Origin of the sequence: Pseudomonas sp. HMSC067G02, assembly GCF_001813485.1 — a bacterium.
GTDB classification, from domain to species: Bacteria; Pseudomonadota; Gammaproteobacteria; order Pseudomonadales; family Pseudomonadaceae; genus Pseudomonas; species Pseudomonas aeruginosa.
Genome location: NZ_KV812632.1, coordinates 296,029 through 311,496 on the forward strand (window position 1 = coordinate 296,029; position 15,468 = coordinate 311,496).

The window sequence follows — 15,468 nt, forward strand, 5'->3', positions numbered from 1 at the left end:
TCGACGATCATCTCGCCGAGCTGGCGCATGATCATGAAAGCGATGAAGCCGGCGATGGCGTAGCCGAGGATCATCGACGGGCCCGCCGACTTGAGCACCCCGGCCGAGCCAAGGAACAGGCCGGTGCCGATGGCGCCGCCGAGGGCGATCAACTGGATGTGACGATTCTTCAGGCCGCGCTTGAGCTCGCCCGAATGCGGATGTTGGCCGTCCATTGAGTTATCTCACGCAAGTGGAAATTTATTGTTGTCGGAGGCGAAACGGGGCCGTGCGGCTCAGGCGGCAGGCGCACGGCGAGCGCCATGCGGGGCGCGTGGCGGCGGGCGGTCGGCTGGGCGAAGGAAGGACTCACGGATCATGCGTCACCTGTTTGTTGTTGTACGTGACGTGAATGGGCCGCCAGGCTCGTGGCTCGGCGGTGCGGGCAAGGCTGGCGCGATCGGCGCCGCTGGAACGGAAACGCGGAGCGCAAGGAAAACCGCCAGCCCCGGAACAGGCTGGCGGCAGCGGGATCAGATCACGCCGCGGCGAATCTGATCTTCCTCGATGGACTCGAACAGGGCCTTGAAATTGCCCTCGCCGAAGCCCTGGTTGCCCTTGCGCTGGATGATCTCGAAGAAGATCGGGCCGATCACCGTGTCGGTGAAGATCTGCAGCAGGATGCCGTCGTCGCCCGGGGCGCCGTCGATCAGCAGGTTCAGTTCGCGCAGTTGCTCGAGCGGCTCGCCATGCCCGGCGACGCGGGTGTCGACCTTCTCGTAGTAGGTGTCCGGGGTCGACATGAACTTCACGCCGTTGGCGCGCAGCTTGCGCACCGTGGCATAGATGTCGTCGGTGGTCAGGGCGATGTGCTGGATGCCTTCGCCATGGTATTCGCGGATGAATTCCTCGATCTGCGAGGTATCGTCGGCCGACTCGTTGATCGGGATGCGGATCTTCCCGCAAGGCGCAGTCATGGCGCGGGAGAACAGGCCGGTGAGCTTGCCTTCGATATCGAAGTAGCGAATCTCGCGGAAGTTGGCGATGCGCTCGTAGAAACCGGACCAGACGTCCATCTGGCCGCGCTTGACGTTGTGGGTCAGGTGGTCGATGTAGGTCAGGCCGACCGAGTTGTCGTTGGCGCTGCGGCCTTCGATGAACTCGAAGTCGACGTCATAGATGCTGCGGTCGCCGTAGCGGTCGACAAGATACAGCAGCGAACCGCCGATGCCTTCCAGGGAAGGGATGTTCAGCTCGCCGAAGTTGGCGTGGCTGCCCACCAGCTTGGCGCCCTGGGATTCGGCGTAGGCGGCGGCCTGGGAAGCGTTCTTCACCCGGAAGGCCATGGCGCAGGCGCTCGGGCCGTGCTTGAGGGCGAATTCGTGGACATGCCCGGTCGGGCTGCCGTTGAGCACGATGTTGATATCGTTCTGCTGGAACAGGAAGACTTCCTTGGAACGATGCTTGGCGGTTTCGGTGAAGCCCATCATGTTGAACAGCTGGCGCAGCTGCTCGATGCCCTTGGCGTCGGGGGCGGTGAACTCGACGAATTCGAATCCGTCGGTACCGATGGGATTGTGCTGTTCGATCTTGGCCACGGCGTTCATCCGGCCTCCTCGTTGTTCTTGTTGAATGGACCGCCGCCGGTCCAGGCGGCCGGCGACATGGGAGATGCCTTCATCTCACCCCGTGGCGACGCGGCGGACAAGCCGTCGGCAGGGCCCGGCGCAGGGCCTGGCGCAGGGTTTCTGGCAACTATTCCTTACGCGCCGGCGGCATGCATGGCGAACGCCCGGTCTTCGTAAAATTATCTTTACAGGGCGGAGCGAAAAACTGCCAGCAGCGCTGTCACGGCTGCGCTGAAAGCCGGCGCTGCATGATCGGCGTCAAGCGGTTAACCTGCGTCTTTACTCCGCGACGGCATTCCCATGGCACGACCCGCCCCACCCGACCTGAGCGACAGCCGCCGGCCCCTGCGCGGCGTCGCCCGCAGCTATCCTGCCGGGCACCGCGTCGATGCCCACGAGCACGCCTGGGGCCAGGTACTCTATGCGGTGTCCGGGATGATGTGGCTGGAGACGCCCGACGAGGCCCTGCCGGTCCCGCCGCAACGGGCGGTCTGGTTGCCGCCGGGCCTGCGCCATGCGGTGCGGATCGCGTCCGAGTTGCAGATGCGCAACATCTACCTGAGCCCGGAACTCTCCCGCGGCCTGGAGGACCGCACCCTGGTGCTGGTGGTCGGCCCGCTGCTGCGCGAGCTGATCGTCAGCCTGGTGGAGCAGGAACGACAGAGCGACCCCCACTACTATCGGGCGCTGGCCGATCTCGCCGTGCTCGAACTCGGTCGCGCGCGCCGTTCCAGCCTCCGCGTACCGCTGCCGGACGCCTCCGACAGGCGCCTGCTCGCGCTGTGCCAGGCGGTGATGGCCAATCCCTCCCTGGACATCGGCCTGGAGCGCCTGGCCGAAGACGCCGGGGCCAGCGTGCGGACCCTCTCGCGCCTGTTCCAGCGCAGCCTGGGCATGGGCTTCGCCGACTGGCGGCGGCAGGTGCAACTGGCGACCGCCGCCGCCGCACTGATCGATGGCCGTCCGGTGGCAGGCATCGCCCATGCCCTGGGATATACGCCGAGCGCCTTCAGCGACATGTTCCGCCGCGAGCTGGGCGTCTCTCCCACCGAGTACAGGGCCGAGCATCACCAGCCGTTCCAGCCTTGACCGGTATTCGATAGCGATTGGCCGATAGATGTTTTTTCGGCCAACTAGACTGGCACCATCGTTCACCGTCCCTGTCAGCCGCCATGAACTACCTGATCTCCCTCGGCATCGGCCTGCTGGTCGGCGTGCTCTACGCCGTACTCGACTTCCGCTCGCCGGCGCCACCCGCCATCGCCCTGGTCGGCCTGCTTGGCATGCAGCTCGGCGAACAGCTTTTCCCCCTTGGCCGCGACCTGCTGCAGCAGTGGCTGCACTGATCGCCGCGACGACACGGAGCCCCCGATGAAAGCACTGCAATTCGACCGTACCGGCGACCTCGCCGCCCTCAAGCTGGTGGACATGCCCGACCCGCTTCCCGCCGCCGATGAGGTGCGGGTGGAAATCCGCGCCGCCGGGCTGAATCCGAGCGACGTGAAGAACGTCCTCGGCCGCTTCCCCTATACCACCCTGCCCCGGGTACCGGGCCGCGACTTCGCCGGGGTGGTGGTGGAGGGACCGAAGGCCCTGCTCGGCCAGGCGGTCTGGGGCACCGGGCGGGAGCCGGGATTCTTCCGCGACGGTAGCCACGCGCAGTTCCTGACCCTGCCGGCCGCCGGCGTCGCGCTCAAGCCGGAAAGCCTGAGCTTCGCCCAGGCCGCCAGTTGCGGGGTGCCCTACAGCACCGCCTGGGACGCCCTGCAACGCAGCCAGGTCAAGGCCGGCACCCGGCTCCTGGTAATCGGCGCCAGCGGCGCGGTCGGCAAGGCCGCGCTGGCGCTGGCCAAGGCCCTGGGGGCCGAAGCGATCGGCGCGGTGCGGCGCGAGGAGCAACGCCAGGCGCTGGAAGCGCAGGGCATCGCCGCGCTGCTGCTGGGCGAGCCGGCCGAACTGGCGGCACAGGTGGAAGGGATCTTCCCCGGCGGGGCCGAGGTGATCTTCGATACGACCGGTTTCTGGCTCGAGGCGGCGGTCCCGGCGCTGGCCGCCTTCGGTCGCCTGGCGATCATCGCCGCACCAGCCGACGGCCATGTGCGCCTGCCGGCGTTGAACCTGTACCGTCGCGGTGGCTCGGTGGTGGGGATCAACTCGCTGCTCTATGGCGTGGAAACCTGCGCAGGCTTCCTCGACGCCTTCGGCAAACTGTTCGACCAAGGCCGCCTGCCGCTGCCGGACGGGCTGCGGGAAGTCCCGCTGGAGCAGGGCGTTGAGCAGTACCGGGCAGTGAACGAAGGCACCTGCGAGAAGATCATCCTGGTGCCTTGAGGACCAGCGGAATCCCGGCAGAACACGCCGGGATTCCGCTGCGCGCAAGACTACTCCGCGCCGACCGCGAGCTTGCGGGCGCTGCGCGCCTCCTCCAGCTGCATGCAGCGCTCGAGGAACAGGTACATGTAGTCGTAGCTCTTGCAGATCGCGTCGCGCAGTTGCCGGCGTAGCTCGGCGCTGGGATTGGTGCCGGCCAGGGTGCAGATGATCTCCAGCGCCTCCCAGGGGTGGGCATCGTCGTACTGGGCGTGGAGCTTGAGCCACTTCATGGCGCGCTTGCGGCCTTCCTTGGGGAAGGCGTTTTCGTAGACGCCGTTCGAACAGACCAGCGCCGACCACTCGCCAGTGACGCCTTCGATGGCGTAGTTGGTGGCGGCCATGGCCACCGGCAGTGAGTCGCTGGCGCAGGTGTGCCAGCACCAGTGGCTGAGCGCGTGCAGTTCGGCCGGCACGTCTTGCGCCTGGATCTCGGCCAGGCTCACACCGTGGGCCTCGGCCCAGTGCAGCCAGTAGTCGGCGTGGTTGAGTTCGACCCGAATATTGCGCATCAGCCAGCGGCGCGCCATGTCTTCGCCGGGATGGCGGGCGAAACGGGTCTTCAGCAGGTTCTGCGACATGTACAAGGGGAACTGCTCGACCACCGGCCAGCCGCCGATCAGGTACAGGCGCATCAGCGCCGGGCTCAGCTCGGCGTCGCGCATGCGCCGGTACAGCTCGTGGCCGGAAACCCGGTCCTTGCTCGCCTGGCAGTCGACGATCAGTTGCTGCGCCCACTGCGGATAGCTTCCCGCCTCCTGCAAGGGGCCCGTACGGTCAAAGAACTCGCTCACACCCGTCTCCCTTCTCTTCTTCTCGGCAACGGCCTCATAGCAGCGAAACTACTCTTTCTTCGCTCCGCGGTCACCTACCGGAGGTTCTGTCCGAGGCTCGGCCACAGGCCCTGGGCATCCAGCCCTGCGCCCGGAGGCTGGCGACTGAACGGCAGGGGCGCGCCGATGGCCAGGCCCTGGGCATAGTCGATGCCGATCTCGCGCAGCGCCTCCATCACTTCGACGGTCTCGACGAACTCGGCGATGGTACGTTTGCCCATCACGTGGCCAATATGGTTGATCACCTGGACCATGGCGCGATCGATGGGATCCTCGAGCATGTCCTTGACGAAGCTGCCATCGATCTTCAGGTAATCCACCGGCAGGTGCTTGAGGTAGATGAAGGACGACATGCCGGCGCAGAAATCGTCCAGGGAGAAACGACAACCGGTGTCCTTGAGCTCGTTGATGAAGCGGATGGCGCTGGCCAGGTTGGCAACCGCCACGGTTTCGGTGACCTCGAAGCAGATCGTCTGCGGCGGAATGCGGTAACGGGCGAACAGCTCGGTGAGGAACTGCAGGAACGACTCGTCGCCGATGGTCGCGCCGGAGAGGTTGATGGCGCAGGTGCCGATCGGCTCGGCGCGAGGGTCCTGGGCGCGCTCGACGAGGGTGCGGAAGGCATTCTCCACCACCCAGCGGTCGATCAGCGTCATCAGGCCATAGCGCTCGGCGGCGGGTATGAAGCTCAGCGGCGGCACCAGGCGCCCGCCCTCGTCGCGCAGGCGCAGCAGCAGTTCGACGTGCAAGCCCTCCTCCGCGCCTTCGCCCAGCGGCACGATAGGCTGGGCATAGAGGCTGAAGCGGTCTTCCTCCAGCGCCAGGTGGATGCGCTGGACCCAGGTCATCTCGCCGAAGCGCATCGACAGTTCGACGTCGTCCTGATGGAACACCTGGACCCGGTTGCGGCCCTTTTCCTTGGCCATGTAGCAGGCCATGTCGGCGGAGCGCAGTGCCTCCTCGAGGGTCGAGATACCCGGCAGCAGGTGCACCAGGCCGACGCTGACGGTGCAGTTGAACGGCTGCCCGCTCCAGGTGAAGTGCAGGTCCTGGACCGTCTTGCGCAGATGGTCGGCGATCTCCACGGCTTTTTCCGCCGGGCAGTTCTCCAGCAGGATGCCGAACTCGTCGCCGCCCAGCCGCGCCAGCGTGTCGCCCTCGCGCAAGCCTTGTTGCAGCAGGGTGCAGACCTGGCGCAGCAGTTCGTCGCCGGCGGCGTGGCCGCAGGTGTCGTTGACCAGCTTGAACTGGTCCAGGTCGAGGAACATCAGGGCGTGCCGCCCGCTGTTGCGCTCCAGGCGTTCCAGCGCTATCTGCAGGCGATACTCGAACTCGCGGCGGTTGGTCAGCCCGGTCAACGCATCGTGGGTCGCCTGCCAGGACAGGCGCGCCATGTACTGGCGCTCGCGGGTCATGTCGTGAAGCACCAGGACCACCCCGGTGATCTCGCCGCCGCGATGGATCGGTGCACCCACCAGGGTCACCGGCACGCTGCTGCCGTCGTGGCGCAGGACCAGCTTGGAATGCTCGCGGCCGCCGTCGATCTCGCCGCTGAGGATCTGCTCGATCAGCAGCATGCCCTCCTCCCGCGAGCTTTCGTCGACGATCCGGAACAGCGACGCCAGGGGCAGGCCGCGGGCCTTGTCCAGCGTCCAGTTGGTCATCTGCTCGGCGGCCGGGTTGAGGTAGGAAATGCCCCCCCTGGGTGTCGGCGGTGATCACTCCGTCGCCGATCGAGGCCAGAGTGATCTGGGCCCGTTCGCGCTCGGCATCGAGGGCGTTCTCCACTTCCTGGCGCTGCATCAGTTGCTGCCGGGTACGCAGGAACGCCAGGAGGATGAGCACGCTGGCGGTGGTCAGGTTGGCCACCAGCAGCAGCCTGAGCAAGGCCCGCGAGCCCTCGCCGAGGGCGTCGCTGAAGGCCTTGGCCGCCGGCGTGACCTTCTCGTTGATCGCGTGGATCTCGGTCTTCCACTGTTGCACCTGCTCGGCACTGGCCTGCCCGGTGCCGATGCCCGCGCGCATCTTGCCGGCGACGTCGATCAGTTCCATGACGTACTTGTCGCCCACCAGCCACAGCTCGATGGCGCGCTCGAAGTAACTGAAGTCGTGGAAGTTGCGGTACAGCCAGATGATCGCGGTAACGTCGTCGGCATGGTTGCCGCCCTTGAGGATGCCCTGGCGGGCCGCCTCGATGTCCGGGTCGGGCTGGTCCAGGGCAAGGCGCATCTCGCGGTCGCCGAGGGGGATCGCGATGGCCTCCTCGTAGCGGCGGAAGTCTTCGTCGGCGCGTGAGTCGGCATAGAGGGTGAGATAGTAGATGGCATCCTTCTGGCCCTTCGACCAGAGGCTTTCGCCGCCGACATAGCTGCGCACCGCGGAGAGGACGTAGAGACTGCCGCCCGCCAGCATGGCCTGCAACAGCACCACGACGATGAAGGGCCATACCAGGCCGAGCAGGCGGGGCTTGTCGAGAGTCCGGTTCTGCCTCATTCCATCTACCATTCAAACTGGCGCTAAGCGATCGGGTGCCGTCTCCGTCACCCCTGACTGCATCACCTGTCGGCCGCTCAAGATCCCGTCGCAGAACTCCCGAGGCCTTGCCTGCCGGCAGCCACGACGCTGGAGGAGGCGGACACCCGGCAAACAGTAGGAGTCTAGTGGCTGTTTGCCGAACCTGCCCTGCACCTGGCGGAACAGACAGCGTTTTTTATTGCCGCAGCCAATAAAAACCGGATGTCTTATATGGAATATACGAGAAAAACCGCCAGGCGACAGCCTGGCGCCTCACATCTGTTGCAGATGTCCATAGAGCCGGGCGTAGAGGCCGCCTTCGGCGATCAGTTGCTGGTGGTCGCCGTCTTCGGCGATATGCCCGCCATCGAAGACCAGGACCCGGTCGGCCTGCTTCACCGCCGACAGCCGATGAGCCACGATCAATGTGGTGCGGCCTTCGAGGAAGTCGCCGAGCGCCTGGTGCAGGGCGTACTCGGTAGCGGCGTCGAGGGCCGAGGTGGCCTCGTCGAGGATCACCACCTTGGGCTCGGCGAGGATCATCCGGGCGATCGCCAGGCGCTGCCGCTGACCGCCCGACAGGCGCACCCCGGAACGCCCGACCACGGTGTCCAGCCCCTGCGGCAGGCGCCGCACGCCGTCGGCCAACTGGGCGATCTCCAAAGCCCGCCAGCAGGCCTGGTCGCTGCGTTCGCGGCCCATGGTCAGGTTGGCCCGCACGCTGTCGTTGAACAGCGCCGGATGCTGGAGAACCACCGCGACATGTTCGCGCACGCAGTCCAGGCCGATTTCCTCCAGGGGCACCCCGCCGTAGCGGATGCTGCCGCGCTGCGCACTGTAGAGGCCGAGTAGCAGTTGCACCAGCGTGCTCTTGCCGCCGCCGCTGGCGCCGACCAGGGCAACCTTCTCGCCGGCGCCGATGTTCAGGTCCAACTGCTCCAGGACCTTGTCCTCGCCGTAGGCGAAATCCAGCCCGCGCACCTCGATGCCAACGGTCGTGCGGCCGGCGAACGGATCGCGCAGCGGCGGGTAGCGCGGCTCGTCGGCCCGCGCCAGCAACTCGTTGATCCGCTGCAACGCGCCGCCAGCGGCGTAGTAGGCGTATTGCAGGCCGAGCAGCTGTTCGACCGGACCGATCATGAACCAGAGGTAGCTGAATACCGCGAGCATCTGGCCGATCGACAGGTCCGAGAGCAGCACGGTAAGCATCGCCGCGGCGCGGAACACATCGATGCCGAACTGGAACAGCAGGCCGCTGGCGCGCCCGGCGGCGTCGCTTTTCCATTGCGAGGCCACGGCGTAGTCGCGGACTTCCTGGGCGCGGTGGCCGAGGCGGCCGAGGAAATAGCCCTGGCGATTGCCGGCGCGGACTTCCTGGATCGCCTCGAGGGTCTCGGTGAGCGCCTGGGTGAAGCGCGCGGTGCTGTCGTTCTCGAGCTTCTTGAGGTGCTTGACGCGCTTGCCCAGTTGTACCGTGGACCAGATCACCAGCGGGTTGAACAGCAGGATCAGCAAGGCCAGCTGCCAGTGCATCCAGACCAGGATCGCGGCGGTGCCGAGCAGGGTCAGCAAGGCGACCAGGAAGCGGCTGAGGGTTTCCCCGACGAACTTGTCCAGGGTGTCCAGGTCGGTCACCAGGTGGGCGCTGATCGAACCGCCGCCGAGGGTTTCGTATTCGCCCAGGGCGATATGCCGGAGGCGCTCGATCAGACGCAGGCGGATGCGGTAGACGATGTCCTTGGACAGCCGCGCGAACAGCTTCGCCTGGAGCACGTTGAACACCAGCGCCGCCCCCCGCAACAGGAGGGTCGCCGCCAGCATCAGGCCGATGTAGCCGAACGCCACCTGCCAGTCGGCGGGCAACAGGCGGTCCATGAAACGCAGCGCGCCGTCGCCCTTGCCGAGCAGCACTTCGTCCACCAGCAACGGCAGCAGCAAGGGGATCGGCACGGTGCAGAGGGTGGCCAGCACCGCCACCAGGTTGGCGAGCAACAGGGCTTTCTTGTGGCGCAGTGCGAGTCGACGAATCTCCGCCCAGCTCAGGCGGTCTCCGCGCTCACTCATGCCGGCCCCGTTCCAGCCAGCGGCCGAGCAAGGGTGAAAGTTCGGCAAGCGGCTGGTAGCCGTTGGTGAGCAACGCCAGTTGGCCGTTGCGCTCGGCCAGCAGGGTCGGGAACCCGGCGATGCCAAGGTCCTGGACCCAGGCGAAATCGGCGGCGGTGGCGTCACGCGCCTCGCCGCTGTCGAAGACCGCGGCGAACTCGATGCGTGGAATTCCCACCGCTTCCGCCAGGTCGGCGAGCACCGCCGCCTGGGTGACATCGCGCCCCTCGGCGTAGAACGCCCGCTGGATCGCCCTCACCAGCGGCCAGGCGCTTTCCTCGTCGAGGCTGCGCGCCGCCACCAGGGCCCGGCAGGCCGGCTCGGTGTCATAGACGAAGCCTTCGGGCAACGCGTCGTCGAAGCGGAACGGCTGGCCGGTGGTCTGCTGCACGGTCTGCCAGTGGCCGAGGATGTAGCCGCGGGTATTCGGGTCGAGCGCCGCGCCGTGGCCGGCGCGCAGGCCACCGGCTACCAGGTGGAAAGCGACGCCGTCGGCGGCCGCCTGCCGGGACAGCGCCTCGGCGACCGGGGCGAAGCCCCAGCACCAGGAACACATGGGGTCCATCACGTACAGCAGGCGGGCCTTGGCCAAGGTTCAGTTCTCCAGCGTGGACTGGCGCGGATCGCGACCGAGCGGGTGCGGCTGGTTGCGCTGCCGCGCCAGTTCGATCTGTTTCTGCCGCTCGCGAGCGCCGGCGCGGGTCTTCTCGCTCAGCGAGTCCCAGCAGTGCGGACAGCTGATGCCGGGCACGTAGTGCTCGGACTGGCGGTCTTCCAGCGAAACCGGGTTGCGGCAGGCGTGGCACTGATCGTACTCGCCCTCGCTAAGATCGTGGCGCACGGTCACGCGGTTGTCGAATACGAAGCAGTCGCCGCGCCACAGGCTCTGTTCCTGCGGCACCTCTTCGAGGTACTTGAGGATGCCGCCCTTGAGGTGGAAGACCTCCTCGAAACCGGCGCCGAGCATGTAGCTGGAAGCCTTCTCGCAGCGGATGCCGCCGGTGCAGAACATCGCCACCTTCTTGTGCCGCGCCGGGTCGTAGTGGGCCTTGATGTACTCGGGGAACTCGCGGAACGACCTGGTCTTCGGATCGACCGCGCCCTCGAAGGTGCCGATCGCCACCTCGTAGTCGTTGCGGGTATCGATCAGCAGGACTTCCGGATCGCTGATCAGGGCATTCCAGTCCTTCGCCTCGACATACTGGCCGACCTGCTTGTTCGGATCGACGCCAGGCACGCCGAGGGTGACGATTTCCTTCTTCAGCTTGACCTTGGTGCGGTAGAACGGCTGTTCGTCGCAGTAGGATTCCTTGTGCTCGATATCGGCCAGCCGGGGATCGCTGCGCAGCCAGGCGAGCAGCGCATCGATGCCTTCGCGGCTACCGGAGACGGTGCCGTTGATGCCTTCCTCGGCCAGCAGCAAGGTGCCTTTCACACCGTTGTCGAGCAGGGTTTGCAGCAGGGGTTCACGCAGCGCCACGTAATCGTCGAGAGTCACGAACTTGTACAGCGCCGCCACGACGATGCATGTCATGGGGATATAGCCTCCAGGTGGTCGCCCGCGTAAAGGGCGGACCGGAACGAAAAGCGCCAGCCGCTGGCGCCATGGAAACGACAACGCCGGCGGAAGGCCGGCGCTGGGTGCGTAGTCTAGCGCAGCAGGGGCAGGCTCTGCACCCCGCCGCGACGGACGCCGTCTCAGGGTATGTCGTGCTTGCTCCCGCCGCGGCAGGTCGGCGAGGACGGCACCGCAGCCTGGCTCCACTCCTCAGGGGTGAAGGTATGCAGCGCCAGGGCGTGGAACTCGCCCATCAACCCACCGAGGGTGGCATATACCTTCTGGTGCCGCTTCACCGCGTTCAACCCGGCGAACTGCGGGCTGACCAGCACCACCTTGAAGTGGGTCTCCAGCCCGCGGCTGTGCATGTGGCTCTCGTCGAGCACCTCGACGTGTTGCGGATCGAGGGGCTGCAGGGCGGTCTGGATACGGTCACGCATGCTCATCGCGAATCACGACTCACTTTTTCTTCTGGGCCGGCGCGGCGACGCCGAGTTCCTTGTCCATGTCGGCCATCAGCTTGTTCACCGGCTCGACGGCGCCTTGCAGCTTGGCCTGGGTCAGTTGGGCGGATTCGGCGGTCAGGCGCGGCATCTTCTCCAGCACCTTCTTGCCCAGCGGCGACTGGTAGAAGGCATTCAGGTCCTTCAGCTCGGACTCGGTGAAGTTGGTGGTGTAGAGCTTGATCAGCTCGGGCTTGATCTTGTCCCAGCCGATGGCGCGGTCCAGTTCGGCATTGGCCTTAGCCTGGTAACGCTCGAGAACCGCCTTCTTGCTCTCCGGCGCCTTGGCCTGGGCGAAGCGCTGGGCCAGCATCTGCTGCACCTGGGCATAGACCGGGACCGTCAGCTTGTCGGCATGGACCAGCTTGAGGAATTGCTCGGCCTGGCTGGCGGAATCGGCCATGGCCATGGAGCTGAGGCTGAGCAGCACGGCGCTGCCGATGAGGCGAAGACGGGTCATGGAAAATCCTTGAGGTTGGGTAGATGTGTCCGTGGGACCCGACATTCTGCGCCTAAGTTCGAAATCCGCTCAAGCGCGGCGCCGAATATCGGGAGAATCCTATCCGGCGCCCGCCCGCTCCATGCCGTCTACTATCAGTTCTGTAGTGGGTACTTGCCGCCTTCCTTCCGCAGCCGGCATGCTTGCGTCAGCCTGTCACATGGATGTGTTAGATGAACGGAACCGCCGCCGATACCCTCGCCGTATCGCCCCCGCCCCTGCGCAACCTCTGCGACAGCCACGGCCGGCTCGATCCCCGGGCGGTCGGCTGGTCCGCCCGGCCGCGGGTGCTCTGCCACATCCCCGGCCACTTCGGCCGGCGCAAGCGCTGGAACCACTGGTGCATCGTCAGCCCCGGCTGGATGCTCTCGCTGACCATCGCCGACCTCGACTACCTGACCTACGGCGCCGCCTATTTCCTCGACCTGGACAGCGGCCAGGCGGTAGCGCACACGCAGATCCGCTTCTTCGGCCTCGGCTGCCAGTTGCCCGACGAGCCGCAGGCCAGCCATGCCTTCGAGCATCCCCGCCTGCAATTGCGCTTCGACGAACAGCCCGGGCGCCTGCGCGTCACCGGCCAGGCCCCGGACCTCGGCGGCCTGCCGCTGGAGCTGGCGCTAGAAGTGCGACGACCGTCGCACCTGGAGTCGGTGAACCTGGTGGTGCCGATGGGCGAACACACCTTCCATGCCTGTAGCCGCCAGCTCGGCCTACCGATCAGCGGCTGCCTGCAACTCGGCCGCCGGCGCTACGACTGCCAGGCGGGCCAGAGCTTCGCCGCGCTGGACTTCGGCCGCGGCGTCTGGCCGCTGCATACCTACTGGACCCGCGCCGCCTTCGCCGCCCCCGGCGGCATCGCCGGCAACTTCGGCACCGGCTGGACCGAAGCCAGCGACCTGCGCGAGAACGCCCTGTGGTTCGGCGGCAAGCTCAGCCGCGTGCTCGACGACGTGCACATCCGCGAGCCTCGCGACCCGCTGGCCGAATGGCGCCTGGACAGCGCCTGCGGTCGCGTCGAGCTGCTCTTCCGTCCCGAACAGCTGCACCAGGCGCGGCCCAGCGTCGGCCTGTTCTATGCCAATACCCGCCAGTGGTTCGGCCGTTTCAACGGCACCCTGCGCCACGACGACGGCGACTGCGTGCCGGTGGACGGCGCCCTCGGCTGGATCGGCTCGACCCGCGCGCGCTGGTGACGCCGGCGGCGGGCAATCTATTTCCGACCCGCAGCGCGGCGAAAAATGCCCACGAGGAAGCGACGGCAGCGGAACCCAAGGCGGGAGCGAAGGCCTAAACTGCCGGATACGCACCCTGGAGAACACTCATGAGCCGGACCGAAACCGATAGCCTGGGCACCATAGAGGTGCCCGACGACGCCTACTGGGGCGCCCAGACCCAGCGCTCGCTGGAGAACTTCGCCATCGGCGGCCAGCGCATGCCGCTCGCCGTGATCCACGCCCTGGCGCTGATCAAGAAAGCCGCCGCGCGGGTCAACGACCACCTCGGCGAACTGCCGCCGGAAGTCGCCCGGCTGATCGAACAGGCCGCCGACGAGGTCCTCGCAGGCCGCCACGACGAACACTTCCCGCTGGTGGTCTGGCAGACCGGCAGCGGCACCCAGACCAACATGAACGTCAACGAGGTGATCGCCGGCCGCGCCAACGAACTGGCCGGCAATCCGCGCGGCGGCAAGTCGCCGGTGCATCCCAACGACCACGTCAACCGCGCGCAGAGTTCCAACGACAGCTTCCCCACCGCCATGCACATCGCCGCCGCCAAGGCCGTGCACGAACAATTGCTGCCGGCCATCGCCGAGCTTTCCGGCGGTCTCGCCGAACAGTCGGCGCGGCACGCCAGCCTGGTCAAGACCGGGCGCACCCACCTGATGGACGCCACGCCGATCACCTTCGGCCAGGAACTCTCGGCCTTCGTCGCCCAGCTCGACTATGCCGAGCGCGCCATCCGCGCGGCGCTGCCGGCGGTCTACCAGTTGGCCCAGGGCGGCACCGCGGTGGGCACCGGGCTCAACGCGCCGAAGGGCTTCGCCGACGCCATCGCCGCGGAAATCGCCGCCGAATCGGGCCTGCCCTTCGTCGCCGCGCCGAACAAGTTCGCCGCCCTGGCCGGCCACGAGCCGCTGGTCATCCTCTCCGGCGCCCTGAAGAGCCTGGCGGTGGCCCTGATGAAGATCGCCAACGACCTGCGCCTGCTCGGCTCAGGCCCACGCGCCGGCTTCGCCGAGGTGAAGCTGCCGGCCAACGAGCCGGGCAGCTCGATCATGCCCGGCAAGGTCAACCCGACCCAGTGCGAGGCGCTGTCGATGCTGGCCTGCCAGGTCATGGGCAACGACAGCACGATTTCCTTCGCCGCCAGCCAGGGCCATCTGCAACTCAACGTGTTCAAGCCGGTGATCGTCTACAACCTGCTGGAGTCCATCCGCCTGCTCGCCGACGGCTGCCGCAACTTCAACAAGCATTGCGTCGCCGGCCTGGAGCCGGACGCCCGGCGCATGGCCGACCTGCTGGAGCGCGGCCTGATGCTGGTCACCGCACTGAACCCGCACATCGGCTACGACAAGGCCGCCGAAATCGCCAAGAAGGCCTACGCCGAAGGCACCACCCTGCGCGCCGCGGCGCTGCAGCTGGGCTACCTGGACGAAGCGCAGTTCGACGAATGGGTACGGCCGGAGCAGATGCTGGAGGCCGGCCACCATGGTTGAAACCGCCAAGACCGGCGCCACCCCGCTGGAAGGCGACGGCAAGCGCATCCTGCTGATCGTCGGTTCGCCCAAGCGCAAGAGCTTCTGCCACCTGCTCGCCGAATGCTACGCCCAGGGCGCGCGCAGCAAGGATCACGTGGTGCGCGAACTGAAGCTGGGCGAACTGGCCTTCGACCCGATCCTCCACGAAGGCTACGAACAGAGCCAGGTGCTCGAACCCGACCTGCTGGAAGCGCAGCGGCAGATCCACTGGGCCGAGCACCTGGTGTTCGTCTACCCGGTCTGGTGGGGCGGCCTGCCGGCGCTGCTGCAGGGCTTCTTCGACCGCGCCCTGCAGCCGGGCTTCGCCTTCCGCTACCGCGGCACCCAGGACAAGGACTGGGAGCAACTGCTGGGCGGGCGCAGCGCCGACCTGCTGGTCTGCCACGACCAGCCGCTGTCGCGGCTGCGCTTCCTCAAGGGCCCACCGGCGCACCGGCAGATGGTGCGCAGCGTGCTCGGCGCCTGTGGCATCGCCACCCGCCGCCTGGAAGAGTTCGCGCCGATGCGCAGTTCCAGCGAGGAACAGCGCCAGGGCTGGCTGCGTCGCGCCGAACAGCTCGGCAGCCAGGTCTAGTTCCCTTCCCGCCCGGCTGCGGCCGGGCGCGGACACTGATCGTTCTGACAGGTCCGCCACCTTCCCGCCGGCTTCCCTTCCCCGCCCCCATGGCGGCCCTTTGCCTGCCTCTACCGGCTCACAGTGCGGGTGCCGACCGCTTTGCATTC

Annotated in this window: 13 protein-coding genes and 2 pseudogenes; 6 read left to right on the forward strand and 9 right to left on the reverse strand. The window is 67.0% G+C overall.

The window, feature by feature from the left end; genetic code table 11:
* Both HMPREF2914_RS05395 and hppD read right to left on the reverse strand, forming a co-directional pair.
* Window positions 1–215, reverse strand: a pseudogene (locus tag HMPREF2914_RS05395) (aromatic amino acid transporter AroP); the annotation flags it as partial.
* A gap of 297 nt (window positions 216–512) precedes the next feature.
* On the reverse strand, window positions 513–1,586 hold the full coding sequence (gene hppD, locus HMPREF2914_RS05400) for a 4-hydroxyphenylpyruvate dioxygenase (protein WP_003134288.1): 1,074 nt from the start codon (window positions 1,584–1,586) through the stop codon (window positions 513–515).
* Between the two features lie 321 nt (window positions 1,587–1,907).
* On the opposite strand from hppD, the gene HMPREF2914_RS05405 reads away from it, so the two are divergent.
* From HMPREF2914_RS05405 to HMPREF2914_RS05415, 3 genes are all read left to right on the forward strand, one after another.
* The gene (locus HMPREF2914_RS05405; protein ID WP_003085876.1) at window positions 1,908–2,696 is read left to right on the forward strand and encodes an AraC family transcriptional regulator; all 789 of its coding nucleotides are present in this window, start codon (window positions 1,908–1,910) and stop codon (window positions 2,694–2,696) included.
* A gap of 83 nt (window positions 2,697–2,779) precedes the next feature.
* The gene (locus tag HMPREF2914_RS05410) at window positions 2,780–2,953 is read left to right on the forward strand and encodes a DUF1427 family protein (protein WP_003085873.1); all 174 of its coding nucleotides are present in this window, start codon (window positions 2,780–2,782) and stop codon (window positions 2,951–2,953) included.
* Window positions 2,954–2,978: 25 nt separating this feature from the next.
* Window positions 2,979–3,938 carry a quinone oxidoreductase family protein gene (locus tag HMPREF2914_RS05415; RefSeq protein ID WP_023092163.1) on the forward strand — a complete coding sequence of 320 codons (960 nt, stop codon included), beginning with the start codon at window positions 2,979–2,981 and terminating at the stop codon, window positions 3,936–3,938.
* Window positions 3,939–3,988: 50 nt separating this feature from the next.
* Here the strand turns inward: HMPREF2914_RS05415 and HMPREF2914_RS05420 are convergent, their stop codons facing one another.
* From HMPREF2914_RS05420 to HMPREF2914_RS05450, 7 genes and pseudogenes are all read right to left on the reverse strand, one after another.
* A complete protein-coding gene (locus HMPREF2914_RS05420; protein ID WP_003085869.1) occupies window positions 3,989–4,771 on the reverse strand; it encodes an iron-containing redox enzyme family protein in 783 nt (260 codons plus the stop codon).
* 74 nt (window positions 4,772–4,845) lie between these two features.
* Window positions 4,846–7,303: pseudogene (locus HMPREF2914_RS05425) on the reverse strand (EAL domain-containing protein).
* A 294-nt stretch (window positions 7,304–7,597) separates the two neighbouring features.
* A complete protein-coding gene (locus HMPREF2914_RS05430; protein ID WP_003106581.1) occupies window positions 7,598–9,388 on the reverse strand; it encodes an ABC transporter ATP-binding protein in 1,791 nt (596 codons plus the stop codon).
* Complete coding sequence (locus HMPREF2914_RS05435; protein WP_023980573.1) at window positions 9,381–9,983, reverse strand: DsbA family protein; 603 nt, start codon at window positions 9,981–9,983, stop codon at window positions 9,381–9,383. Before HMPREF2914_RS05435 ends, HMPREF2914_RS05430 begins: the two co-directional genes overlap by 8 nt.
* Before the next feature lie 39 nt (window positions 9,984–10,022).
* Window positions 10,023–10,961 carry an oxygen-dependent tRNA uridine(34) hydroxylase TrhO gene (locus tag HMPREF2914_RS05440; RefSeq protein WP_023092164.1) on the reverse strand — a complete coding sequence of 313 codons (939 nt, stop codon included), beginning with the start codon at window positions 10,959–10,961 and terminating at the stop codon, window positions 10,023–10,025.
* Between the two features lie 164 nt (window positions 10,962–11,125).
* A complete protein-coding gene (locus HMPREF2914_RS05445; protein ID WP_003109415.1) occupies window positions 11,126–11,431 on the reverse strand; it encodes a BolA family protein in 306 nt (101 codons plus the stop codon).
* Window positions 11,432–11,444: 13 nt separating this feature from the next.
* Complete coding sequence (locus tag HMPREF2914_RS05450) at window positions 11,445–11,993, reverse strand: DUF2059 domain-containing protein (protein WP_003120754.1); 549 nt, start codon at window positions 11,991–11,993, stop codon at window positions 11,445–11,447.
* A gap of 167 nt (window positions 11,994–12,160) precedes the next feature.
* On the opposite strand from HMPREF2914_RS05450, the gene HMPREF2914_RS05455 reads away from it, so the two are divergent.
* The 3 genes from HMPREF2914_RS05455 (at window position 12,161) to HMPREF2914_RS05465 (ending at window position 15,319) form a co-directional block, all read left to right on the forward strand.
* Window positions 12,161–13,180 (forward strand): DUF2804 domain-containing protein, encoded by a 1,020-nt coding sequence (locus HMPREF2914_RS05455; protein ID WP_003109416.1) that lies wholly within the window; start codon window positions 12,161–12,163, stop codon window positions 13,178–13,180.
* A 128-nt stretch (window positions 13,181–13,308) separates the two neighbouring features.
* Window positions 13,309–14,703 carry a class II fumarate hydratase gene (locus HMPREF2914_RS05460; RefSeq protein ID WP_003140846.1) on the forward strand — a complete coding sequence of 465 codons (1,395 nt, stop codon included), beginning with the start codon at window positions 13,309–13,311 and terminating at the stop codon, window positions 14,701–14,703.
* Window positions 14,696–15,319 (forward strand): NAD(P)H-dependent oxidoreductase, encoded by a 624-nt coding sequence (locus HMPREF2914_RS05465; RefSeq protein ID WP_003085852.1) that lies wholly within the window; start codon window positions 14,696–14,698, stop codon window positions 15,317–15,319. Before HMPREF2914_RS05460 ends, HMPREF2914_RS05465 begins: the two co-directional genes overlap by 8 nt.
* The last annotated feature ends 149 nt before the right edge of the window (window positions 15,320–15,468 follow it).

Coding starts and splice junctions, on each gene's coding strand:
- HMPREF2914_RS05465 (WP_003085852.1), top strand. CDS start 14,696: ATGGTTGAAACCGCCAAGACCGGCGCCACCCCGCTGGAAGGCGACGGC.
- HMPREF2914_RS05445 (WP_003109415.1), bottom strand. CDS start 11,431: ATGAGCATGCGTGACCGTATCCAGACCGCCCTGCAGCCCCTCGATCCG.
- HMPREF2914_RS05430 (WP_003106581.1), bottom strand. CDS start 9,388: ATGAGTGAGCGCGGAGACCGCCTGAGCTGGGCGGAGATTCGTCGACTC.
- HMPREF2914_RS05450 (WP_003120754.1), bottom strand. CDS start 11,993: ATGTCGGGTCCCACGGACACATCTACCCAACCTCAAGGATTTTCCATG.
- HMPREF2914_RS05415 (WP_023092163.1), top strand. CDS start 2,979: ATGAAAGCACTGCAATTCGACCGTACCGGCGACCTCGCCGCCCTCAAG.
- hppD (WP_003134288.1), bottom strand. CDS start 1,586: ATGAACGCCGTGGCCAAGATCGAACAGCACAATCCCATCGGTACCGAC.
- HMPREF2914_RS05410 (WP_003085873.1), top strand. CDS start 2,780: ATGAACTACCTGATCTCCCTCGGCATCGGCCTGCTGGTCGGCGTGCTC.
- HMPREF2914_RS05440 (WP_023092164.1), bottom strand. CDS start 10,961: ATGACATGCATCGTCGTGGCGGCGCTGTACAAGTTCGTGACTCTCGAC.
- HMPREF2914_RS05405 (WP_003085876.1), top strand. CDS start 1,908: ATGGCACGACCCGCCCCACCCGACCTGAGCGACAGCCGCCGGCCCCTG.
- HMPREF2914_RS05460 (WP_003140846.1), top strand. CDS start 13,309: ATGAGCCGGACCGAAACCGATAGCCTGGGCACCATAGAGGTGCCCGAC.
- HMPREF2914_RS05455 (WP_003109416.1), top strand. CDS start 12,161: ATGAACGGAACCGCCGCCGATACCCTCGCCGTATCGCCCCCGCCCCTG.
- HMPREF2914_RS05435 (WP_023980573.1), bottom strand. CDS start 9,983: ATGTGTTCCTGGTGCTGGGGCTTCGCCCCGGTCGCCGAGGCGCTGTCC.